We start from the raw sequence: 20,878 nt of genomic DNA, 5'->3' as shown, positions 1-20,878 counted from the left end.
ACCATCAGCATGTGCCTTGCCGGCCTGTTTCAGCCGACATGCAGGCGGTTGCGCCCGGCCTCCTTGGCGATGTAGAGCGCCTGGTCGGCACGTTCGAGCAGCGGCTGCCAGTTGTCGAGGTCAGTTTTCGTGGCGCAGGCAATGCCAATGCTGACGGTCACCTGTGCAAAGGGACTGCTCGGGTGAGCGATAGGTTCCAGAGCCAGGCGTTCGAGCATCAGGCGCGCGACCACGGTTGCGCCGGCGCTGTCGGTATCGGGCAGGATCACGGCCATCTCTTCACCGCCGTAGCGCGCCAGCAGGTCGGGTGGACGGCGAATGCAGGTCGAGAGCAGCCGGGCCACCTGTTGCAGGCAGGCGTCGCCGGCGGGGTGGCCGTAAGTGTCGTTGTAGCGCTTGAAATAATCGATATCGATCATCAGCAACGCCAGCGATGTCCCGTTTCGGCGGGCCCTGCCGACTTCCTGCTCCAGGGTTTCGTCAAAGCAGCGCCGGTTGGCGAGGCCGGTCAGGGCATCGTGCATCGCCAGGCGTTCGAGTTGCTGGTTGCTGTCGAGCAACTGTTGCTGGGTCAGCCGCAGTTCGTTTTCCACCGCGATACGGCGGTTGATATTGCGTATCAGCATCCAGCCGATGGTGCCTGTGACCACCAGCAGACCACACACCACCAGCAACGACAGCAGCGCCTCCAGTTGCCAGGCCGCCAGGGCTTCACGCTTGCCCAGGGCCACGGTGGTCACCAGGGGCAGCTTGTCGCTCTTGCGAAACGCGTACAGGCGCTCCACCCCGTCCAGGCTGGAGGTGAAGGAGGCGGTGCCCACCGTCTTGTCGACCAGGTACTTGGCGTAGATCGGCGACTTGGAGAAGTTGCGACTCATGTCCTGCTCCCGAAACGGGTAGCGCACCAGCATCGAGCCGTCGGTGTAGGACAGACCGATGGCGCCCTCCTGGCCCACATCGATCTGGCCGAACAGGCGCAGGAAGTTCTCCACCCCCAGCGTAACGGCCACCACGCCGGCGAACCCGCCGTCGGCGTCGTTGAAACGGCGACTGATGGTGATCACCCATTCATTGTTGGTGCGGCTGCGGATGGGCAGGCCGATGAACGGCTCGCGCGATGGGTCGTCGCGGTGATGGATGAAGTAGGCCCGGTCGCTGCTGTTGGCACCGACCAGTATCGGGCGGTTGGACGACATCAGCCAGTGTCCGTGCCTGTCGTAGACGGTAATGCCGCTCATCTGCGGCATCAGGGGCTGCTGGCGGCTGACCAGTTGGCTCAGGCGTTCGATCTGGGCGGGCCCGCTGCCTTCGGTTTCCAGGCGCTCGACCAGTCCGAGCAGCAGCAGTGAGCTCTGCCTGACGATGCCTTCGGAATAGGTGGATAACGCCTGGGTCAGGTTAAGGCTGTGGGTATTGATTTCCTCCAGCGCCCGCTCGCGGGAGGCCATCACTTTCCAGAGCGTCAACGAGGCGAGTGAGCAACCGATGATCGATAGCAGAAGGACAACGAGGTGGATGTCACGCTTCACGTCAATACCTGATGGGAGTCCGAATTCCTGGGCCGGCGACCCTTTCCGAAGGGGGCATAGCACAAAGCCATTCCTGGTTTCGGGCAAAGGATACAGGGACTCGGGTCGGGATGCAGTAGCCAGTCGGTGGCAGGCGCCGGCAAGGGGGACTGTGCCCGCTTGCACCGGAGTCGCAGGCGCACCGCACGGACAAGGGGCACCTGCCAGGAAAAACCTCGATGAACGAAAGGTCCGGTTACGGGGGACGTCAGGCCATGTAGTCTTTGGGCGGTGCCGGCAGATCGGCCAGCAGGTCCCTGAGCCCGGTGCACCACTGGTTGCGGATCTGGGCGTAGTAGGGATCGTCCTGGGTGATGCGATAGCTTTGCGCCGGCCCGAAAGCGTCCTTGCGATACACCAGCAGGTCCAGGGGCATGCCCACCGACAGGTTGCTGCGGATGGTCGAATCGAACGAGATCAGGCCGCAACGCAACGCCTCGCCCAATGACGTCTGGTACGTCAGGTTGCGATCGAGGATCGGTTTTCCGTACTTGCTTTCCCCCAGTTGCAGGAACGGCGTGTCCTCGGTGGCCTGGATGAAATTGCCTTGCGGGTAGATGCTGTAGAGGCCCATCGGTCCGCCGGCAATCTGCCCACCGACCAGAAACGAGCAGCTCAGGTCGACCTTGCTCGCCAGTTTGCTGCGATCGCGGATGACGACCTCACGGATGGTTTCGGCCACCAGCACCGTTGCGTCATAAAGCGTACGGACATTCAACAGGTGGTTGCCCGTGCCGTTGCAACGCTGCCTGAGCAGGTTGACCACCGATTGCGAGGTGGCCAGGTTGCCCGCGCTCTGCAGAACGAGCAGCCGCTCGCCCGGCGTGCTGAAAATGAACAGTTTGCGAAACGTCGAGATCTGGTCGATCCCGGCATTGGTGCGTGAATCGGAGACAAACACCAGCCCGTCGGCAAGGTGCATGGCCACGCAGTACGTCATGTGTTTTACCTGTGTACGTTGGATGCCCCGCCGTCATGGCGACGGCGGGGGGCGCGGGTTGAAGTGGAGGGGCCTACTGTTGCTGTTGCCCCTGTGGGAGCGAGGTGACCTTGACCTGCGCCAGCATCGACTCGGCTCCGCCTCCGCGGCGCATGCCGCGTACCGGACAGGCATCGAGGTAGTCCAGGCCCACCGCCAGTTTCAGGTGACGATCGGGCCTGGCCAGTCGATTGGTCACGTCGAAGCTGTACCAGCCATCCTCCAGCCAGGCCTCGGCCCAGGCGTGACTGGCCAGGTGGTTTTCATCCTCGGTGCACAGGTAGCCGGAGACGTACCGGGCCGGGATCCCCAGGCTGCGGGCGCAGGCAAGAAATGCATGGGTATGGTCCTGGCACACGCCCACCCCGGCGGCGAACGCCTCGGCCGCGGTGCTGTCGACCGCGGTCGTGCCAGGGCTGTACGGCATGCGTTCGGCCAGGCCCGCCATCAGTTCGATCAGGGCGGCACGATCACGGCGGCGGCCGCAACGTTGTGTGGCAAAGTCGATCAGGGCCGCGTCGGCCAGGGTCAGGCGGCTGGTACGCAGGAACGGCAAGGGCGACTGGCTGTCGTGTTCGACTTCCAGCGACTGGTCGATTTCCACCTGCCCGCAGGCACTCAGCGCCAGGGCGCTGTGGGGCTCTTCCAGGGTCAGGACGTGCAGCACGTTGCCATAGGGGTCGATCTGGCTGCGTACCTGGCGGGGCATCTGCACGCGCCAGTCGAGGATCTGCTGGCGCTCGGTGCTCTTGGGCGTCAGGCGCAGGAACTGGATGCTTGCGCTCACCGGGTTGGCGTAGGTGTAGCGAGTGTCGTGGTGTATGGCGAGCTTCATACGACCTCCAGGTAGGAGTGGTGAACCGTCTGGCCGAGTTGGCGGATGCATTCGATGAAATCGGTCAGCCAGGGGTGCAGGCCGGCCTCCAGGATCTCGTCGATGTCGGTGTAGCGCAGGCGCGCGTTGAGTTCCGCGGCCATGCGCTGCGAGGCGCGGCCACTGTTGCTGGGCAGGCCGGCGAGGATGTGGTCCAGTTCCTCGATGCACGCATGCAGAGAGCGCGGCACGTCGGCGCGCAACAGCAGCAGTTCGGACACCTGCCTGGCGCTGGGAGCATTGCGGTAGATCTCGTTGAAGGCCTCGAACGCCGACAGGGCGCGCAGCAGGGCGCTCCACTGGTAGTAGCCGCGGGCCGAATGGTCGCTGACTTCTTCCGACGCCTCGCCGAACATCTCATAGCGCACGTCCAGCAGGCGCAGGGTATTGTCGGCCCGCTCGATGAAGGTCCCCAGGCGGATGAAACAGTAGGCATCGTTGCGCATGATGGTGCCCGCCGTGGCGCCACGGAACAGGTGCGAGCGCTCCTTGACCCAGTCACAGAACTGGCTCATGCCGTAGCGGGCCAGGCCATTGCTGGCGATCTTGCGCATTTCCAGCCAGGTGGCGTTGATGTTCTCCCACATGTCGGCGGTGATCCGCCCGCGCACCGCATGGGCATTGGTGCGCGCCGCCTGCAGGCAGCAGTAGATGCTGCCGGGGTTGGTTTCGTCGAAGGCGAAAAAATGCAGCATGCGCGCGGTGTCGAGCGCGTCGTGGCGCCGGTTGTAGTCATCCAGGGTGCCTGCCGCCAGCAGCGACATGGCCAGCTCGGCCTGGCCGTCGGTGCGGCCGGCCTGGGGCATCAGCGACAGCGAGTAGCTGACTTCGAGCATGCGTGCCAGGTTCTCGGCGCGCTCCAGGTAACGGGACATCCAGTAGAGGTCCGCAGCGGTTCTTGAAAGCATGTGTCAGTCCTCCACTACCCAGGTGTCCTTGGTGCCGCCGCCCTGGGACGAGTTCACCACCAGCGAGCCTTCACGCAGGGCCACCCGCGTCAGGCCACCGGGGACCAGGCGGGTTTCGCTACCCGACAGGACGAACGGCCGCAGGTCGATATGACGCGGCGCGATGCCGTTCTCGACGAAGGTCGGGCAGGTCGAAAGGCTCAGGGTCGGTTGGGCAATGTAGGCCTCGGGGCGGGCCTTGAGCCGCGCGCGGAAGTCTTCGATTTCCGCCGCCGTGGCGGCCGGCCCGACCAGCATGCCGTAGCCGCCGGAGCCCTGGGTTTCCTTGACCACCAGTTCCGGCAGGTGCGCCAGCACGTGGGACAGCTCCTTGGGGTTGCGGCATTGCCAGGTCGGGACGTTCTTGAGGATCGGTTCCTCGTCGAGGTAGAAGCGGATCATGTCGCCGACGTAGGGGTAGATCGACTTGTCGTCGGCCAGGCCGGTGCCCACGGCATTGGCCAGCACCACGTTGCCCGAGCGGTAGGCGGCAATCAGGCCGGGCACCCCGAGCAACGAGTCGGGAGTGAAGGACAACGGGTCGAGGTAGGCGTCGTCGAGGCGCCGATAGATCACGTCCACCTGTTTCGGGCCGGCGGTGGTGCGCATGAAGACATGGTCGTCGCGCACGAACAGATCGGCCCCTTCGACCAGTTCCACGCCCATCTCCCGGGCCAGGAACGCGTGTTCGAAATAGGCGCTGTTGAAACGACCCGGGGTCAGCACCACGGCGGTGGGGTTGTCCAGCGGGCTGGCGCTCTTGAGGGTGTCGAGCAGCAGGTTGGGGTAGTGGTCGATGGGCGCCACGCGCTGGCTGGCGAACAGCTCTGGGAACAGCCGCATCATCATCTTGCGGTCCTCGAGCATATAGCTCACGCCGCTGGGGGTGCGCAGGTTGTCTTCGAGCACGTAGTAGCTGCCATCGCCGTCACGCACCAGGTCGACTCCGGCGATGTGCGCATAGATGTCGCGGTGCAGGTCCAGGCCCTGCATGGCAATCTGATAACCCTCGTTCACCAGCACCTGCTCGGGCGGGATGATGCCTTGCTTGAGAATGCGCTGATCGTGATAGACGTCGGCCAGGAACAGGTTCAACGCCTGCACCCGTTGAATGCAGCCGCGTTCGACCATTTGCCATTCGCTGGCCTTGATGCTGCGGGGGATGATGTCGAAGGGGATCAGGCGCTCGGTGCCCTGTTCGTCCCCGTAGAGGGTGAAGGTGATACCGGCGCGGTGGAACAGCAGGTCGGCTTCGCGACGGCGCTGCTCCAACAGTTCGGGCGGTGTATCCGCCAGCCAGTGTGCAAACGGCTGATAATGGGGGCGGCAGGCACCGTCCGCGTCATACATTTCGTTGAAAAAATCTCGGGACATATCGCACTCCTTGCCGTTCAAGACGACGGCATTTTCCTTCTACCTGGCTATTTCACGATGCGAGACCCTGCGAGAGATGATCGAGTACTGGCTGTGGGGGCACCTCAGTGTGCGTTATCGACTGCCAGCGGCGCTTCGGATCGGCGTCGCTTGCCTTTCCATGCTGGTGGCCTGGCTCACATTTTTCTTTGGTGAACGAAGACTTGCGCTGGTAGGCAAGCTTTAGCAATAACGATGCCGGAAAACCGCAAGTGCAGAAATCGACCGCTTTTCCCGGCTGGGATGATCGATTTTGCGGCATTTGTATCGGTTATCGGCGTCGAGGCCGGGCGATGCGGGAAGACCAGGCGCCGGGCCTGTTCCCGCGACACGGGGTTGCGCACCAAAATGGCGCGCCAGAGGAGGGTGGTTGCACCTGGCGCAGGGACTTGCAGCGTTTAGAGGTATCGGGGTCCCCGCTCTGAAGCAGTTTGCTAAACGCCTGAAAAGCTACTGGCGTGGCATCCTGAGCAGGGTGCGCTGGCCCATGCACACTGGCCAACTGGAGGGCATCTTGACCGGGCGCATCCACGACCTGATCGCTCCTGTAAATCGCTGCCGTAAAATGATTGGAGATCTGACGCGCACCTGCCTGCTTGCAAGCAAGGCTCACTGAAGCTCGCTGCCCGACGAGAAGGCCGACATGCCGGTATGGGCGGAAGGCGAAATCTTGGGCTCCCCCGGGCAGGTCGGCACGTCTTGGATGGCGTTGCGGATTAATCCAATGGCCCGAATACCTGCCTGTAATGTTCCTCCCCTTGAGGCGTCTGCCGGGTCAGTCGTATTTCCAACCCCACAGGGTCGACCTTGCGATTGCCACTCAATTGACGCCAGCCCTGGCCGGGTTCCCAAACCCGTACCTGTAACCCACTGATGTTGCTCAGGGCCGCCACACCGGCCCGCGGCTCAGGCGCCGGCAGAGGCAAGCGATCACGGGCTGCCGCACTGGCCCGGTACAGGGTGTCGCCCTTCAACCACCAACGCACCCGCTGCAAACTGCCCGCCGAGGTGGCCGCACTGCGAATCACATCGAGACTGAAGGTGTTCCTGTCCGTGCTGCGCACGCTGATGGCTCCGGTCTTTTCGGTTTGTTCGGTGTCGTTATCGGTCGGGCTCGGTTCCCGCAACTCGATGCTGGCCCGCAAGGCCAGGTCGCGTTCGAGCTGTTGCAAGGTCCGCAGCAACTCCCGGGTTTGCTCCGCGTCGCGCTGCAGGTGGGAGTCGGTGCGGGTCACGCTGTCCAGGCCGCGCCAGGCAATCAGGCTGACGATGGCCATCAGCAGAATCGCCACCATGACTTCGATCAGGGTGAAACCCTTCTGCCTGTGCCTCATGGTGCATCCACCACCTGCAGTTGCCCGGCTGCCGTGCGTTGCACGGTGAGTCGGTAGCGGCCGTCGGAGAGTTCCAGGCGCCATGGTGGGTTGAACCATTCGGCATTCAGGACCACCGGTTGCCTGGGGGTGACGCGTACCTTGATCGAGGCGCTTTCCCAGAGGCGAGGGTGCAGTTGTGGATCCGCCGAGAAGTCATCGAACCCCAGACCCTGTTCATTCGGGCGACTGAAGCGAAACCCTTTGGCGCCTGGCTCCCAAGTGATTGGGCGACCGTCGGCCTGCGCTTCGGCCTCTGCGATCTGCAGCAGTTGGACCAGCCGAGTGGCGTCCTTGTGCAACAACTGTCGTGGGTCGGGTTTGATGCTGATGCTCACGGCGGCAGTGGCGATACCAACGATGATGAGCACCACCATCAGCTCGATCAGGGTGAAACCCTGTTGTCTGGGTGAGGGCATGACTTAACGTTCCGTCGTGATGAATCAATCCTGTCGAACTCAGTGGTCCCGCTCAAGAAATGGCCTGGACCCAAAGCTGTTGTTGTCCTGTAGACTGCCGTGCAGGACAACAGGGAGGTTTCGTCTTGACATTGATTTTGGGCGTAGCGGCGCCACGTATTTTGCAAGGGGCTGCATTGCTGGCAGCGCTGGCGGGTGTGTTGTTCTGGTCATCGCTGTTGTTGACGCCGGCGCAATCGAATACGCCGGTGATGGAGCGTTCGACCCCGATCGCAGGGATCGACACACCCGCCTTGCAGTGGTTTTCCAACCAGCCGGTGGCGATGGAGGTCGAGGTGTCTGGCGTGATTGCCGGTGCACAGGGGGCGGTGGCAATCATCAGTCTCAACGGTGGGCCGCCTCGCGGTGTTCTGGCGGGTGAGCGCCTGGCCCCCGGCGTGCGTCTGTTGGCGATCGAGGGGGATGCGGTCATCCTCGAACGCGGTTCGCAGCCGACCCGACTCAAGATCAGCCCGTTGCCGGACGTGCCCACGCTGCCCCGACTGATCCGCCCTTGAGCGCGCCTCATGGGTGTTTTTCCATGGGCTGGCCCAGCAGTGAATCGAGCCGCGCGAGCGGCGGTGCCTCGTGCTTGCGATCCGACACCAACAGCATGACGCGCATCAGGTTGGCCTCGGCGTCCGGGGTGATGCTTTGGTCGCAGCGCAGTTGCAGTCGTCCCTGGTCGCACTCGAACTGCTTGATGCCTGGCGTGAGATGGCCTTCCAGGCGCAGTTCGGCGAGTCGACTCTGCGCCGCCAGCAGCGCGATCGAACGGTCGCGTAACAGTCCGTTGCTCTGCGTCATCAGGCCCGCAACGCGTGCTGCCGCCGACAGGGCGACGGCAATGATCGTCAAGGCCACCAGCACTTCGATCAATGTAAAACCCCGCTCCTTGCACAACCTCTCCATGGGTGACTCTTGACCGAAAAACAGGGGCGCAGAATAGCACCTGGTGTCAGCGAGCAGGGTAGGTATTGCACGGTGTATTTTTGTATTTCATTCAGTAGGTTTTGTTACACTGCGCGACGAATTGTCATATACCAAGGAAGGTTGAAATGGATTGCGCGCGCGTCAGATTCCGTTCCGGTGGCCGTCACGGTCAGCAGGGCTTCACGCTGATCGAGATCATGGTTGTGGTGGTCATTCTCGGAATTCTCGCCGCCATGGTGGTGCCCAAGGTCCTTGATCGGCCTGATCAGGCCAGGGCCACAGCCGCCAAGCAGGATGTCGCGGGGCTGATGCAGGCACTGAAGCTCTATCGTCTCGATCACGGCAGTTACCCCACCCTGAACCAGGGACTGAAGGTCCTGGTGGAACGGCCGGCGAACGCCAAGGATGGCCAATGGCGTTCCTACCTGGAACGCTTGCCCAATGATCCGTGGGGGCGTCCTTATCAATACCTGAATCCTGGCGCCAACGGCGAAATCGACGTCTTTTCACTAGGGGCCGACGGCCAACCGGATGGCGAAGGGGTGAACGCGGATATCGGGTCCTGGCAGCTCTAGGCTCTGCCATGAACACGTATTCGCAGCTATCGACCCGCCAAGCTGGCACGGCGGTTATCAGTGCCCTGCTGATCGCCGCCGTGGTGGCAGTGATCGCGGCAGGCATGCTCACCCGGCAGCGTGTGTTCACTCGTTCACTCGAGGCGCAGCAATGTCACGCCCAAGGCCGCGCGGTGCTCCAGGGCGGTCTGGAGGCCAGCCGGCAACTGCTCTGGGCGTCTCGCCAGCAGGAGGTGCTGACCCGGCTGGATCAACCTTGGGCGCGGCCCATTCGGTTCACCTCGCCCAACGTCCTGCTGGGACCTTTCGAGGGGCGTCTGGTGGACCAGCAAGGCAAGTTCAACCTGCGCAATCTGCTCACCAACGAGCGCGTCGACGTCGGGCAACTCCGCAGCTTTGCCCGGTTATGCGAAATGATCGGTATCGACACCGGTCTCGGTCAGCGCATCAGCCAGAGAGTCATCGCATCCTATCCGCGAGTGATGAGTCCGCCAGCGGCCGGGCAGGATACCGCTCCGAGCCACCTTGCCAGCGATCGGCCCACTTCTGCGGGGGTGGCCCGCCAACCGCTGCCTGCAACCCGGCCCATGTTGCGCACCCTGGAGGGGCTGCGCGATATCCAGGGGATGAATGAGCGTGTGCTGGCTCGACTGGAACAATTCGTCAGCATCATCCCGGCCAACACCTGGGTCAACGCCAACACCGCCAGTGCCGAGGTCCTGGCGTCGGTGGTGCCGGGGTTGTCCCTGTCGCAGGCGCAGGCCGTGGTGGCCGAACGTGACAGTGGCTTGTGGTTCATCAACCGGGGAGACTTCGTCAATCGTCTGCACCTGCCGCACTTGAGTGTGGATGGACTCAATGTCGGTATCACCAGCGAGTGGTTCCTGCTCCAGGGGCAGGCACGTTGTGATCGGCGTCGGCTCGGCATCAACGCGTTCCTGCATCGTCCACAGGAGCAACGACCCCAGGTGATCTGGTCGAGGCTGGGCGTATGACGCTGCTGAGAATTGCCTTGCCGCCGTTGGCACACCTGACGGCCCACTCCGAATTCGAGTACGTGGGCCTGGACTCGAGTGGCCGTGTCAGCCAGCCCCGTGTCGGCACATTCATGCAACTGGGGGAGGCCGCCAGGTCACAAGCTGTCGAGTGTTTTCTCCACCCTGTCGACAGCGTTCTGACGCGTATCGAAATACCGCCACTTTCGTCCGCCCGGATCGGTGCCGCCGTGCGCCTCGCCGCCCAGGCGCTGATGTTGGGGGACAGCGATCAGATGCATATCGCCCACAGCGGCCGTGATGGTGCCGGGTGGGTACATGTGAGTTGGTTACCCAAGGCGCACCTGGACTGTCTCGGCCAGTTGCTGTGGCAGCATCGGTTGGCGTTGCGGGGTCTTTACCCGGCACCCTACAGGTTGGCCTTGCCCCCTGACGGACAGACAAGTGCCTGTGTGCAGGACGGTCAGTTGTTGCTGCGCCTGAATGCCGAGCAGGCGACGGTGGAACCCGTGTTCGAGGAGTGCCTGGCCGAGCGGCTGGCCCAGGGCGAGGTTTTCCATTGGATCGGTGACAACGCACCTGCCGGAGTATTCACGCAACAGCCCGCCACATGGCTCTGGACGGGCGTTGCGCCAAAGTGGGGGCTGCAGGGCGGCACGCGGCAACCCCGTGTTGCCGCTCAGGGGTGGGGGCGGGCGGTGGGGTGCTGCTTGCTGGCGCTGGCGGTCTGGGCGATCGGCCTGAACCTCTACGCCGCCCGTGAGGTGAGTGAGGGTCAGCGCATGAAACAGCAGATGAGTCAGCGGGTCAGGCAGGCATTTCCCGAACTGCCGGTGATCCTCAATCCGCTGCAACAGGCCCGCCAGCAACTGGCGGCGCGCAAGCAGGGCGCGGTGAGTGATCCGGGTCAGTTGTTCAATCGCCTGGTGTTGCAGGCCGGCAGCGGCATGCCGTTCATGTCGGCAAGTGTGGAGCGCCTGGTGTTCGTCGACGGGGCGTTGCAGTTGACGCTACTGGCCGACGCCCGGCGGTTCGGTGCTGATCGCTCCTGGCAGGACAGCCTGGCACGGGTCGGTATCAGCGCCAAGGCCGACGAGAACGGTTGGACGCTGCGCCCCGTCGAAGGCCCGGCGGGCTACCCCGACGCCCCCACCGACGATAGCAGTGGTGCAGGCGATGAGTAAGGCTGCCTTGGCAAACTACCGTGCCCGTTGGCAACGCTGGCGCAGTCAGCTCCAAGCCCATTGGCAGGCGTTCACGCCGCGGGAGAAAACCATGGTCAGCGGCATGGCCGTGGCTCTAGCCGCGTTGGTGGTGTGGGTAGCCCTGGTCGAGCCGCCTCTGAGAAAAATCGCCTATTGGCAAGCCGAGATACCGAAACTGCGAGCGCAGGACGAAGCACTGGAGTCGTTGCTGCAAGAGGTTCATATCAGGCCGGACGGGCAAAGCCTGGAGCAGTCTCTGCGGCAAAGCCTGCAATCCAGTGGACTCGCCGGGCACTTCCAGCTCCAGGCCGAACAGCCTGGCACTTGGGATTTGCGTTTCGAGGCGGCCCCAGCCGAGGCGATACTCGTCTGGCTGTTGAGCCATCCGCAGCAGTTTTCACTGAAAGTGGTCGAGGCCCGTTTGCAACGTGCAGGCGAGGCGGCGACCAATGAGACCGCCGGCACGTTGTCAGGCACCGTTCGCATGGATCAGGCGCTGGACGCTAAGGAAGCTTCATGAAGGGTTCAGGACCCAAATCGGTACGTATTGCATTGCCCCTGCTGCTCATGGTCCTGGGGGCGTGCAGCAACACCGCCACCGGGCCCGGTCAATCCACGTTGCTGGTCGACAGTGAACTCGGTCGGCCTTTGGGCGACACTCAGCGCGGTGGAGACGTCCTACGGGATCGCGAGCGTGCGCAGGCACAGACCCGGCCTGTGCCCAGGCTGTTGCATGATATTCCCGGGCGCGCTCCGGGTGGCGCGGCGCGCAGCCGCTCACTACCGGCCAACCCGTTGGGTGAGCAACCGGTGACCTTGAATTTCGTCGAGGCTGACATCCAGGCGGTGGTTCGCGCATTGTCCCGGGCCACCGGCCAACAGTTTCTGGTCGACCCACGGGTCAAGGGCAGCCTGACCCTTGTTTCCGAAGGCCAGGTGCCGGCCCGCCAGGCTTACGACATGCTGTTGGCAGCGCTGCGCATGCAGGGCTTCAGCGTGGTCGATGTCGGCGGTATCGCCCAGGTGGTGCCGGAGGCGGATGCCAAACTGTTGGGTGGGCCGATCTACAGTGCCGACAAACCGGCCGGTAACGGCATGCTGACGCGCACTTTCCGCCTGCATTACGAGAACGCGGTGAACCTGATTCCAGTGCTGCGGCCCATCGTTTCGCCGAACAATCCGATCAATGCCTATCCGGGTAACAACACGATTGTCGTCACCGACTATGCCGAGAATCTCACCCGGGTCGCGCAACTGATTCAGGGGATCGATACGCCCAGTGCCATCGACACCGACGTGGTGCCGATCCATAACGGCATCGCCGCTGATATTGCGCCAATGGTGGCCGAGCTGCTCGATGCACCGGGGGGGGATCCGACCCAGAAAATCGCGGTGATCGGCGATCCGCGTTCCAACACCATTATCATTCGTGCCGGCAGTCCCGAGCGCACCGAGCTGGCGCGCAATCTGATCTACAAGCTGGACAACGCCCAGAGCAATCCGAGCAACCTGCATGTGGTCTATCTGCGCAACGCCCAGGCCGGCAAGCTGGCCCAGGCCCTGCGCGGGCTGCTGACAGGTGAGAGTGACAGCGGCACCACTGACAGCACGCGGTCGGCGCTCAGTGTGATGGGCGGCACCAGCAATGGCAGCGGGCAGGGTGGACAGAACAGCAGTCCGTTGGCCAGTACCCCATCCACCAGCACTTCGGGCAGCAACGGCAGCGCTTATGGGCAGGGCAGTAGTACAACCGGCAAGAGCGGGCCTGCCGTTAGCGATCAGAGTGTGGCCTTCAGTGCGGGTGGCGTGACCATTCAAGCCGACGCGACCACCAATACCCTGCTGATCTCCGCGCCGGAGCCGCTGTACCGCAGCCTGCGCGAGGTCATCGACCAGCTCGACCAGCGCCGTGCCCAGGTGGTGATCGAGAGCCTGATCGTCGAGGTCAGCGAGGACGAGGCCAACGAGTTCGGCGTGCAGTGGCAGAGCGGCAACCTGGGGGGCAGCGGGGTGTTCGCCGGGGCCAACCTGGGCAACACCGGCATCGTCACCACCGCCAAGAACAGCATCGACGCCTTGCCCCAGGGGCTGAATATCGGCGTGGTGCGCGGATCGGTGAACATTCCCGGGGTGGGGCAGGTGATGGACCTCAAGGTGCTGGCCCGGGCCCTGAAGAGCAAGGGCGGCTCCAACGTGCTGTCGACGCCGAACCTGCTGACCCTGGACAACGAAGTGGCGAGCATCTTCGTTGGCCAGACCATTCCCTTCGTCAGCGGCAGCTACGTGACCAATGGCAGCAGTTCGAGCAACAACCCGTTCCAGACCATCCAGCGCGAGGAGGTCGGACTCAAGCTCAACGTCCGGCCGCAGATTTCCGAGGGCGGCACGGTGAAGCTGGACGTGTATCAGGAGGTCAGCAGCGTCGACGACCGCGCCACCGCGACGGCGGCGGGCACGGTGACCAAGAAGCGCGCGATCGACACCAGCATCCTGCTCGACGATGGGCAGATCATGGTCATGGGCGGCCTGCTGCAGGACGGCTACAGCCAGAGCAACGACGGCGTGCCGTTGCTGTCGAGCATCCCCGGCATCGGCGCGCTGTTCCGCCATGAGCGGCGCGACAGCAACAAGACCAACCTGATGGTGTTCCTGCGGCCGTACATCATCCGTGACGGCGCGGCGGGGCGGGCGATCACCCTGAACCGCTACGACTTCATCCGCCGTGCCCAGGGCAGCCTGACGCCGGAACGCAACTGGGCCTTGCCGGACATGCAGGCCCCGCAGTTGCCCAGTGCGGCCCACGCCATTCCGGGCTCGCAGCCGGTGCCCGTGCCGCAGGCACCCAGGCCGATCCGCGCGGTGCCGGTGTCGCTGAACGAGGCGCAGCCATGAACGCATTACCGTACGCCTGGGCCAAGGCCCAGCGGCTGGTGCTGGTCGACGGCGTGCTCACCGCCTGTCCCTCGACCCCCGGCTGGGCCATCAGCGAGGCGCGCCGGCAGTTCGGGCCGGCGCGGCTGGAGCGGGTGCGTGATGAGGAACTCGACAGCCTGCTGACCACGGCCTATGCCGACACCGGCAGCGCTGCCGCCGTGGTCGGCGCGGCGGAAAACGAGGTGGACCTCGACCGGCTGATGCAGGACATGCCGGAAGTCACCGACCTGCTCGACACCCAGGACGGCGCGCCGGTGATCCGCATGATCAACGCCTTGCTGACCCAGGCGGCGCGCGACGAGGCCAGCGATATCCATATCGAGCCGTTCGAGACCCATTCGGTGGTGCGCTACCGGGTCGACGGCACCCTGCGCGACGTGGTCTCGCCACGCAAGGCGCTGCACGGCGCGCTGGTGTCGCGGATCAAGATCATGGCGCAACTGGACATCGCCGAAAAACGCCTGCCCCAGGACGGCCGTATCGCCCTGCGCGTCGCCGGACGGCCGATCGACATCCGCGTCTCCACCGTGCCCACCGGCCATGGCGAGCGGGTGGTGATGCGCCTTTTGGACAAGCAGGCCGGGCGCCTGCAACTGGAAACCCTGGGCATGGACCCGGACCTGCTGGCCCGGCTCGACCACCTGATCCGCCAGCCCCACGGCATCGTGCTGGTCACCGGACCCACCGGCAGCGGCAAGACCACCAGCCTCTACGCCGCCCTGGCCCGGCTCGACGCCAGCACCAGCAACATCCTCACCGTCGAGGACCCGGTGGAATACGACCTGCCGGGCATCAGCCAGATCCAGGTCAACGCCAGGATCGACATGACCTTCGCCCTGGCGCTGCGTGCGATCCTGCGCCAGGACCCGGACATCATCATGATCGGCGAGATCCGTGACCTGGAAACCGCGCAGATCGCCGTGCAGGCCTCGCTGACCGGGCACCTGGTGCTGGCGACTCTGCACACCAACGACGCGGTGTCGGCGGTCAACCGGCTGATCGACATGGGCGTGGAGCCGTTCCTGCTGGCCTCGTCGATGCTCGGGGTGCTGGCCCAGCGCCTGGTGCGGCGGCTGTGCCGGCACTGCCGCCAGCCCGATCCGGCCACGCCGGGCACCTGGCGCCCGGTCGGCTGCAGCGCCTGCAGCCACACCGGCTACAGCGGCCGCACCGGCATCCACGAGCTGTTCTGCATCGACGACGCTATTCGCACCCTGATCCACCAGGGCGCCGGCGAGCAGGCGTTGCGCCAGGCGGCACGGGCGGCGGGCATGCTGAGCCTGCGCGAGGATGGTGAGCGCTGGGTCCGCGCGGGTGCCACGGCGCCGGAAGAAATCCTGCGTGTGACGAGGGACGCCTGATGAACCGCTATCGCTTCGAAGCGGCCGATGCCCAGGGCAAGATCGAGTCCGGCCATCTGGAGGCCGACAGCCAGGGCGCGGCCATGGCCACCTTGCGCGGGCGTGGGCTGACCGCCTTGTCGCTGCGGGCCGAAAGCAGCGACAGTGGCGAGACGGCCGGCGGGCTGTTCAGCGCAAAACTCTCGGACAACGACCTGGCTTGGGCCACCCGTCAACTGGCGAGCCTGCTGGGAGCGAGCCTGCCGCTGGAGGCGGCGTTGAGCGCCACGGTCGAACAGGCGGAAAAAAAGCACATCGCCCAGACCCTGAGTGCGGTGCGTACCGATGTCCGGGGCGGCATGCGCCTGGCCGACGCGCTGTCCCGGCGGCCCCGGGACTTTCCGGAAATCTACCGGGCGCTGATCGCCGCCGGCGAGGAATCCGGCGACCTGGCCCTGGTCATGGAACGGCTGGCCGACTACATCGAGGAGCGCAACAACCTGCGCGGCAAGGTGCTCACGGCGTTCATCTACCCGGCGGTGGTCGGGCTGGTGTCGGTGGGCATCGTGATCTTCCTGCTCAGCTACGTGGTGCCGCAGGTGGTCAGCGCGTTTTCCCAGGCGCGCCAGGACCTGCCGGGGCTGACGCTGGTGATGCTCAATGCCAGCGACTTCATTCGCGAGTGGGGCGTGTTGTGCTTTGCCGGGCTGGCGGGGGCGTTCTGGGGCTGGCGGCTGTACCTGCGCCAGCCGGCTGCGCGGCTGGGTTGGCATAGCCGGATCCTGCGGTTGCCGATGATCGGGCGTTTCGTGCTGGGGCTGAACACGGCGCGGTTCGCCTCGACCCTGGCGATTCTCGGCGGTGCCGGGGTGCCGTTGCTGCGGGCGCTGGAGGCGGCGCGGCAGACGGTGTCGAACGACCGCTTGAGCCTGAGCGTGAGCGAGGCCACGGCGCGGGTCAGGGAAGGGGTGAACCTGGCGGCGGCGCTGAAGGTGGAGAAGGTGTTTCCGCCGTTGCTGATCCACCTGATCGCCAGCGGCGAGAAGACCGGCGCCTTGCCGCCGATGCTGGAGCGGGCGGCGCAGACCCTGTCGCTGGATATCGAACGGCGGGCGATGGGGATGACGGCGTTGCTCGAACCGTTAATGATCGTGGTGATGGGCGCGGTGGTGCTGGTGATCGTGATGGCGGTGTTGCTGCCGATCATCGAGATCAACCAGTTGGTGCAGTAGTGGGGCCTGTGGGGGCTGGTCGGGCTGCCCGCGACAGCACTCAAACCCAAGGCTTCTGACGGCATGAAAAAGCCCTCGTCACCGAGGGCTTTTCCTTCACGCAGGGGGCATTCAGATCTTGCCGGCACCCGCCTTGGCCTTGACGTCAGCGGCGACCTTGTCCGCACTCAGCGGGGTGTAGCTGTAGGGCGGCGTCCAGCCGATGCTCGAGTTCCACGAGCAGCTCAGTGCGCTGCCGTTGAGGATCGAGCCCTGGTCGCGGTAGACACTGCCGCCGTAATCGCCAGCAATCTTGTCGCAACCACTGACGCCGCTGATCTCGAAGGCGTTGCGCTCGGAGAAGATTTTCGAGTTCTTGCCTACGCCATGGGCATAAGTGAACGGATACACTTTATTGCTGACGCTGCCCACATGGTAGTTGTTGTACAGGTGTACCTGGCCGAAGCGCACGCGTGGCGCACGGGCCGAGATGTTTTCAAACAGCGTGTTGTGAATGGTCACCTTGAGCTTGCCGTCATCGGTCGTGCGACTGTCGCTCGAGCCGATCAGGTTGTTTTTCTCATGGGACTTGAATGCGGAGTACGAGATGGTCACGTAGTTGGCGCCGTTTTTGACGTCCAATGCGCCGTCGTGGTGTTGCTTGGGGCGGCCATTGGCGGTGCCATTCTGGTCATCGGTGCGACGCCCGTCGGTGAAAGTGACATGGTCAACCCAGACGTTGTTCGCGCCTTCGATCGTCAGGCCATCGTATTCCGAGTTCCAGTTGCCGTCGGCACCATCGTTCGGATCCCACACCGGCTCGGGGTCCCATGGGTTTTCGATGGTGAGGTTGCGAATGATCACATCGTTTTCCTTGGCGTAGAGGTAACCCTCACGGATTTCCGCATTGCTGCTGGTCCCGACGATGGTGGTTTTGCCCGGAATGTCGAGACGGGCTCGTTTCTTCATGTCAGCGGTCGTTGTGTAAGCCTTGCCTTCGCTGATATCGATGATCCCGGTGATTTTGATGATGCGACCATTGCTGCCCGCGCTGGCACTCAGTGCTGCCTTCAACTCGGCGGCGTTTTTGACGGTGTAGATGTTATTCGCTGCAGCTCGGGAACCCCCCTTGGTGCCGCCGTTCTGGGTGGCCCAGCCTGTTGTGGCAACATCCAGCCAGATGTCGGCAGCATGGGCGGGCAGGCTTGAAAGCAGGAGGGCACCGGCCACTGCGCTGGTCAGTTTGCCGAGTGTGAACGTTGTGGGTTTTACCATGAGTAATCAGATCCTTGATTGACTTAAGTACGCACACGCCAGTGTCTGGCGTGTCCTTCAAGCGGACGTCCTTGTCGCCACTGCAGCGAATCGAACGTCCGCTACATGCGAAATACTATCATGTGATCTGATGTGTTGTCGTACAAGTTTATGAGGTTTTATGAAAAAAACGACACACCTACCGCCCCCGCTTCGACAGGAAAAATATGGAATCGATCTGTATATAACTGAAGATGCAGCGTTTACGCCATCCGTTCGTTGACCAGACACCAGATTGTGCAGGTAGGTTCTGTTAACCGTGAGGGCGTGTTGTCGTACAACTGCTTGGGCTATTATAAGGATTCATTCCTCCAGCCGAGATAAGTGCTCTCAATGGACAAACAGAGTGTCCAACCCAGCGTTCGTCCCAAGCACCGCAGCCTGGCCGAGAATCTGGTCGCCGAACTCTCCCGGCGTATTCACGACGGAGAGCTTGAGTGTGCCGCCAAGCTGCCGAGCGAGTCCGAGGTGATGAAGGAGCATGGTGTCAGCCGCACCGTGGTCCGTGAGGCCATTTCCCGATTGCAGGCCGCCGGTCTGGTTGAAACCCGCCATGGCATCGGTACTTTCGTGTGCGATGTGCCAGGACCGAGTGGCTTTCGAATCGACCCCGAGAGCATTGTCACGCTGCATGACGTGCTCGCCGTTCTGGAGTTGCGCATCAGTCTGGAAGTGGAGGCGGCAGGGCTGGCCTGTGCCCGTCGCACCGATGAACACCTGCAGGTGATGCGTGATTCACTGGACCTGCTGAACTCCAGAGTGGTCAGCGTCAATTACGCCGTGGCCGCGGACTTCCGCTTCCACCAGCAGATCGCATTGGCCACGGGTAACCGCTATTTCACCGATATCATGTTGCACCTGGGCGTCAGCATCCTGCCACGTGCGCGCCTGCACTCCACACGCGTGGCCAATGATCGCACCGAGCCTTATCTGGAGCGCCTGAGTCGAGAGCACGAAGACATCTATCAGGCGATCCTGCGACGCGATGCCGATGCCGCGCGCGCGGCCATGCGCCTGCACCTGTCCAATAGCCGCGAGCGCATGCGGCGCGCCTATGAGGCATTGGGCGCGCACACGCTGGAAAACTGAACGCAGGCGTTGCCCTTTCAGTCACCAAACGGCCCGGCGGCGGTGAAGGCTCCGCCTTGAAACAGACTGTCGGGCTGAGGTTTGGGCTGTTGTTCTATCCGGGCCCGAAAGTCTTCCGAGGTGTCCTGCGGGGTAAAGCCCAGGTGCGTCGCGTGACGGTTGCTCCACCAGCGGTCGCGGTTGGCGGAAACCCCATAGACCACGCTATGGCCGACCTCGGGGGTCAGCAGGGCGCGTTCCACCAGATGTTCGAGGTCGGGATAGCTCAGCCAGGTCGAGAGCATCCGCAGGTTGCGTGGTTCAGGGAATGACGAACCGATGCGCAGGCTGACGGTCTCGATGCCATATCGGTAGAAGTAGAAGGTCGCCAGGTCTTCACCGTAGGACTTCGATAGCGCGTAGTAGCCATCCGGGCGGCGGGGGGAGTGCGCATCCACCTCGATGCCCTGTGGGTAGAACCCTGTGACGTGATTGGAACTGGCAAAGACCACCCGCTTGATTGCGTGTTTGCGTGCGGCCTCGTAGAGGTGAAAGGTGCCGCGAATATTGGCCTCGAGAATGTCCTCGAAAGGCCGCTCCACCGAAATCCCGCCCAGATGAACGATCGCGTCGACACCCCTGGCCAGTGCCTCGACGCCGGCCTTGTCGGCCAGGTTGCAGTTGATCACTTCATCGTGCTCGCCGCGGCTGGGGGCCATCGGGCTGATGTCCGAGGAACGGACGATGGCGGCATGCGCCTGGAGGGTCTCCCTGAGGATTTGCCCCAGGCCACCCGCGGCGCCGGTCAGCAGGATGCGGTTGAAGGGTTTGTGTGACGTTGGGTTGATGCTCATGGTCAGGTCTTCCTTGCTCTGGTTGCGAGTGGTTCGAGAATGACGGCATGCCTGGCGAGCGATGCGCGATCACCAGGCCGCGCGTGGCCTACATGAAGTTGTACTGGACGCCCAGGCGCCAGCGTGCCTGGCGATCATCGGTGGTGGAGTTGACCTTGACATCGCCGATCTCCATGAACGGTGCCCACTTCTTGTCCAGCTTGTATTTGACGATCAGGTTCTGCTCGTAGTCGCTCTTGTTGTTGTCGTAGCGGATGTAGTCGGTCTTGAAGTAAATGTACTGATACTCGAAAGCCCACTTGCTGGCCGGGGTGTAGCCGAGCCAGCCTTCGAAGCGATGGGTGTTCTGGTTGTCCTTGGCGCGATCTGGCAGGTCCTCGTTGATCTGGTCACGATCGAGTTTCCTCGCGTCCAGCCGGTAGCGGGTCGCAACGTAGAACGCATCGTTGATTTTGTAGTTGTACTTGAGGCCGAACTTGTAGGTGGTCGAGTCCTTCGAGCTGTCCATCTGGAACGCCGGGGTCAGGGTCGACTGCGGGCTGAGTGCATAGTTGTAACTAACTGTGAACTCATGCCCGTTGTTGACCATGTTGTCGTAAGCGACATCCTTGCGGTCACCGGCGGTGCGGTACTTCAGTTCGCCCTCGAATCCCAACCCACTGTCCATGCGATAAGCCAGCTTGATCCGATCGGCATGGGCCCGGTCGTCCTCGGTGAGCTGATGGCGGTAGTTGATGTTGGCGGAGTCGGCGTTGACGCAGAAGGGCAGGCTGACGGTCACGAGGGTTGCGAGGGTGCGTAGAGTGTTGTTCATACGGTCTTCTTTTATTGTTTTTG

General features: G+C 63.5%; 20 protein-coding genes. 9 read left to right on the top strand and 11 right to left on the bottom strand.

Features of this window, described 5'->3' with window-relative positions; all coding sequences use genetic code 11:
* Window positions 1-29: 29 nt before the first annotated feature.
* From ACM62G_RS28225 to ACM62G_RS28195, 7 genes are all read right to left on the bottom strand, one after another.
* On the bottom strand, window positions 30-1,529 hold the full coding sequence (locus ACM62G_RS28225) for a sensor domain-containing diguanylate cyclase (RefSeq protein ID WP_419736151.1): 1,500 nt from the start codon (window positions 1,527-1,529) through the stop codon (window positions 30-32).
* Between the two features lie 247 nt (window positions 1,530-1,776).
* Window positions 1,777-2,508: a proteasome-type protease gene (locus ACM62G_RS28220; RefSeq protein WP_054057364.1), complete on the bottom strand. Its 732-nt coding sequence runs from the start codon at window positions 2,506-2,508 to the stop codon at window positions 1,777-1,779.
* A 73-nt stretch (window positions 2,509-2,581) separates the two neighbouring features.
* The gene (locus ACM62G_RS28215; RefSeq protein WP_054062221.1) at window positions 2,582-3,382 is read right to left on the bottom strand and encodes a transglutaminase family protein; all 801 of its coding nucleotides are present in this window, start codon (window positions 3,380-3,382) and stop codon (window positions 2,582-2,584) included.
* On the bottom strand, window positions 3,379-4,329 hold the full coding sequence (locus tag ACM62G_RS28210) for an alpha-E domain-containing protein (RefSeq protein WP_054057366.1): 951 nt from the start codon (window positions 4,327-4,329) through the stop codon (window positions 3,379-3,381). The genes ACM62G_RS28215 and ACM62G_RS28210 overlap by 4 nt, the downstream gene beginning before the upstream one ends.
* A gap of 3 nt (window positions 4,330-4,332) precedes the next feature.
* Window positions 4,333-5,742, bottom strand: coding sequence for a circularly permuted type 2 ATP-grasp protein (locus ACM62G_RS28205; RefSeq protein WP_054057367.1), 1,410 nt, complete (start codon window positions 5,740-5,742; stop codon window positions 4,333-4,335).
* Window positions 5,743-6,497: 755 nt separating this feature from the next.
* A complete protein-coding gene (locus tag ACM62G_RS28200; protein WP_273820782.1) occupies window positions 6,498-7,115 on the bottom strand; it encodes a prepilin-type N-terminal cleavage/methylation domain-containing protein in 618 nt (205 codons plus the stop codon).
* Window positions 7,112-7,573, bottom strand: a complete 462-nt coding sequence (locus ACM62G_RS28195; protein ID WP_273820783.1) for a GspH/FimT family pseudopilin — start codon at window positions 7,571-7,573, stop codon at window positions 7,112-7,114. Before ACM62G_RS28195 ends, ACM62G_RS28200 begins: the two co-directional genes overlap by 4 nt.
* A 125-nt stretch (window positions 7,574-7,698) precedes the next feature.
* Here ACM62G_RS28195 and ACM62G_RS28190 point away from each other — a divergent pair, with 125 nt between their 5' ends.
* Window positions 7,699-8,130, top strand: a complete 432-nt coding sequence (locus ACM62G_RS28190) for a general secretion pathway protein GspC (RefSeq protein ID WP_273820784.1) — start codon at window positions 7,699-7,701, stop codon at window positions 8,128-8,130.
* Between the two features lie 7 nt (window positions 8,131-8,137).
* Here the strand turns inward: ACM62G_RS28190 and gspI are convergent, their stop codons facing one another.
* Complete coding sequence (gene gspI, locus ACM62G_RS28185) at window positions 8,138-8,524, bottom strand: type II secretion system minor pseudopilin GspI (RefSeq protein WP_419736150.1); 387 nt, start codon at window positions 8,522-8,524, stop codon at window positions 8,138-8,140.
* A 146-nt stretch (window positions 8,525-8,670) separates the two neighbouring features.
* On the opposite strand from gspI, the gene gspG reads away from it, so the two are divergent.
* From gspG to gspF, 7 genes are read left to right on the top strand one after another with little or no spacing between them, the layout of a single operon-like run.
* A complete protein-coding gene (gene gspG / locus ACM62G_RS28180) occupies window positions 8,671-9,120 on the top strand; it encodes a type II secretion system major pseudopilin GspG (RefSeq protein WP_273820786.1) in 450 nt (149 codons plus the stop codon).
* 8 nt (window positions 9,121-9,128) lie between these two features.
* Window positions 9,129-10,115, top strand: coding sequence for a type II secretion system minor pseudopilin GspK (gene gspK, locus ACM62G_RS28175; RefSeq protein ID WP_419736149.1), 987 nt, complete (start codon window positions 9,129-9,131; stop codon window positions 10,113-10,115).
* The gene (gene gspL, locus ACM62G_RS28170) at window positions 10,112-11,299 is read left to right on the top strand and encodes a type II secretion system protein GspL (RefSeq protein ID WP_419736148.1); all 1,188 of its coding nucleotides are present in this window, start codon (window positions 10,112-10,114) and stop codon (window positions 11,297-11,299) included. The genes gspK and gspL overlap by 4 nt, the downstream gene beginning before the upstream one ends.
* Window positions 11,292-11,840, top strand: coding sequence for a type II secretion system protein GspM (gspM, locus tag ACM62G_RS28165; protein WP_419736147.1), 549 nt, complete (start codon window positions 11,292-11,294; stop codon window positions 11,838-11,840). Before gspL ends, gspM begins: the two co-directional genes overlap by 8 nt.
* Entirely contained in the window at window positions 11,837-14,212 is a 2,376-nt protein-coding gene (gene gspD, locus ACM62G_RS28160; protein WP_419736146.1) for a type II secretion system secretin GspD, read from the top strand. Before gspM ends, gspD begins: the two co-directional genes overlap by 4 nt.
* Window positions 14,209-15,615, top strand: a complete 1,407-nt coding sequence (gene gspE / locus ACM62G_RS28155; protein ID WP_273826487.1) for a type II secretion system ATPase GspE — start codon at window positions 14,209-14,211, stop codon at window positions 15,613-15,615. Before gspD ends, gspE begins: the two co-directional genes overlap by 4 nt.
* Window positions 15,615-16,826, top strand: coding sequence for a type II secretion system inner membrane protein GspF (gene gspF, locus ACM62G_RS28150; RefSeq protein WP_419736145.1), 1,212 nt, complete (start codon window positions 15,615-15,617; stop codon window positions 16,824-16,826). Before gspE ends, gspF begins: the two co-directional genes overlap by 1 nt.
* A gap of 111 nt (window positions 16,827-16,937) precedes the next feature.
* On the opposite strand, the gene ACM62G_RS28145 is transcribed toward gspF, so the two are convergent.
* Window positions 16,938-18,080 carry a pectate lyase family protein gene (locus ACM62G_RS28145; RefSeq protein WP_273822761.1) on the bottom strand — a complete coding sequence of 381 codons (1,143 nt, stop codon included), beginning with the start codon at window positions 18,078-18,080 and terminating at the stop codon, window positions 16,938-16,940.
* A gap of 372 nt (window positions 18,081-18,452) precedes the next feature.
* On the opposite strand from ACM62G_RS28145, the gene ACM62G_RS28140 reads away from it, so the two are divergent.
* A complete protein-coding gene (locus ACM62G_RS28140) occupies window positions 18,453-19,208 on the top strand; it encodes a FadR/GntR family transcriptional regulator (protein ID WP_419736144.1) in 756 nt (251 codons plus the stop codon).
* A gap of 17 nt (window positions 19,209-19,225) precedes the next feature.
* Here the strand turns inward: ACM62G_RS28140 and ACM62G_RS28135 are convergent, their stop codons facing one another.
* Window positions 19,226-20,041 carry an NAD-dependent epimerase/dehydratase family protein gene (locus tag ACM62G_RS28135; RefSeq protein ID WP_419736143.1) on the bottom strand — a complete coding sequence of 272 codons (816 nt, stop codon included), beginning with the start codon at window positions 20,039-20,041 and terminating at the stop codon, window positions 19,226-19,228.
* Between the two features lie 88 nt (window positions 20,042-20,129).
* Entirely contained in the window at window positions 20,130-20,855 is a 726-nt protein-coding gene (locus tag ACM62G_RS28130; RefSeq protein ID WP_273822765.1) for an oligogalacturonate-specific porin KdgM family protein, read from the bottom strand.
* Between the last annotated feature and the right edge of the window lie 23 nt (window positions 20,856-20,878).

This window comes from Pseudomonas sp. COR18 (assembly GCF_048568395.1).
In the GTDB taxonomy this organism is placed as follows: domain Bacteria; phylum Pseudomonadota; class Gammaproteobacteria; order Pseudomonadales; family Pseudomonadaceae; genus Aquipseudomonas; species Aquipseudomonas fuscovaginae_B.
The sequence above is the reverse complement of the archived record's forward strand: the minus strand, read 5'-3'. Positions and strand labels throughout refer to the sequence as shown.

Bases quoted from the DNA above. Each gene is read 5' to 3' on its own strand.
- gspI (WP_419736150.1), bottom strand. From the start codon at position 8,524: ATGGAGAGGTTGTGCAAGGAGCGGGGTTTTACATTGATCGAAGTGCTG.
- ACM62G_RS28215 (WP_054062221.1), bottom strand. From the start codon at position 3,382: ATGAAGCTCGCCATACACCACGACACTCGCTACACCTACGCCAACCCG.
- gspM (WP_419736147.1), top strand. From the start codon at position 11,292: ATGAGTAAGGCTGCCTTGGCAAACTACCGTGCCCGTTGGCAACGCTGG.
- ACM62G_RS28135 (WP_419736143.1), bottom strand. From the start codon at position 20,041: ATGAGCATCAACCCAACGTCACACAAACCCTTCAACCGCATCCTGCTG.
- ACM62G_RS28130 (WP_273822765.1), bottom strand. From the start codon at position 20,855: ATGAACAACACTCTACGCACCCTCGCAACCCTCGTGACCGTCAGCCTG.
- gspL (WP_419736148.1), top strand. From the start codon at position 10,112: ATGACGCTGCTGAGAATTGCCTTGCCGCCGTTGGCACACCTGACGGCC.
- gspG (WP_273820786.1), top strand. From the start codon at position 8,671: ATGGATTGCGCGCGCGTCAGATTCCGTTCCGGTGGCCGTCACGGTCAG.
- ACM62G_RS28220 (WP_054057364.1), bottom strand. From the start codon at position 2,508: ATGACGTACTGCGTGGCCATGCACCTTGCCGACGGGCTGGTGTTTGTC.
- ACM62G_RS28195 (WP_273820783.1), bottom strand. From the start codon at position 7,573: ATGCCCTCACCCAGACAACAGGGTTTCACCCTGATCGAGCTGATGGTG.
- gspK (WP_419736149.1), top strand. From the start codon at position 9,129: ATGAACACGTATTCGCAGCTATCGACCCGCCAAGCTGGCACGGCGGTT.
- gspF (WP_419736145.1), top strand. From the start codon at position 15,615: ATGAACCGCTATCGCTTCGAAGCGGCCGATGCCCAGGGCAAGATCGAG.
- gspD (WP_419736146.1), top strand. From the start codon at position 11,837: ATGAAGGGTTCAGGACCCAAATCGGTACGTATTGCATTGCCCCTGCTG.
- ACM62G_RS28205 (WP_054057367.1), bottom strand. From the start codon at position 5,742: ATGTCCCGAGATTTTTTCAACGAAATGTATGACGCGGACGGTGCCTGC.
- ACM62G_RS28140 (WP_419736144.1), top strand. From the start codon at position 18,453: ATGGACAAACAGAGTGTCCAACCCAGCGTTCGTCCCAAGCACCGCAGC.
- ACM62G_RS28200 (WP_273820782.1), bottom strand. From the start codon at position 7,115: ATGAGGCACAGGCAGAAGGGTTTCACCCTGATCGAAGTCATGGTGGCG.
- ACM62G_RS28210 (WP_054057366.1), bottom strand. From the start codon at position 4,329: ATGCTTTCAAGAACCGCTGCGGACCTCTACTGGATGTCCCGTTACCTG.
- ACM62G_RS28145 (WP_273822761.1), bottom strand. From the start codon at position 18,080: ATGGTAAAACCCACAACGTTCACACTCGGCAAACTGACCAGCGCAGTG.
- gspE (WP_273826487.1), top strand. From the start codon at position 14,209: ATGAACGCATTACCGTACGCCTGGGCCAAGGCCCAGCGGCTGGTGCTG.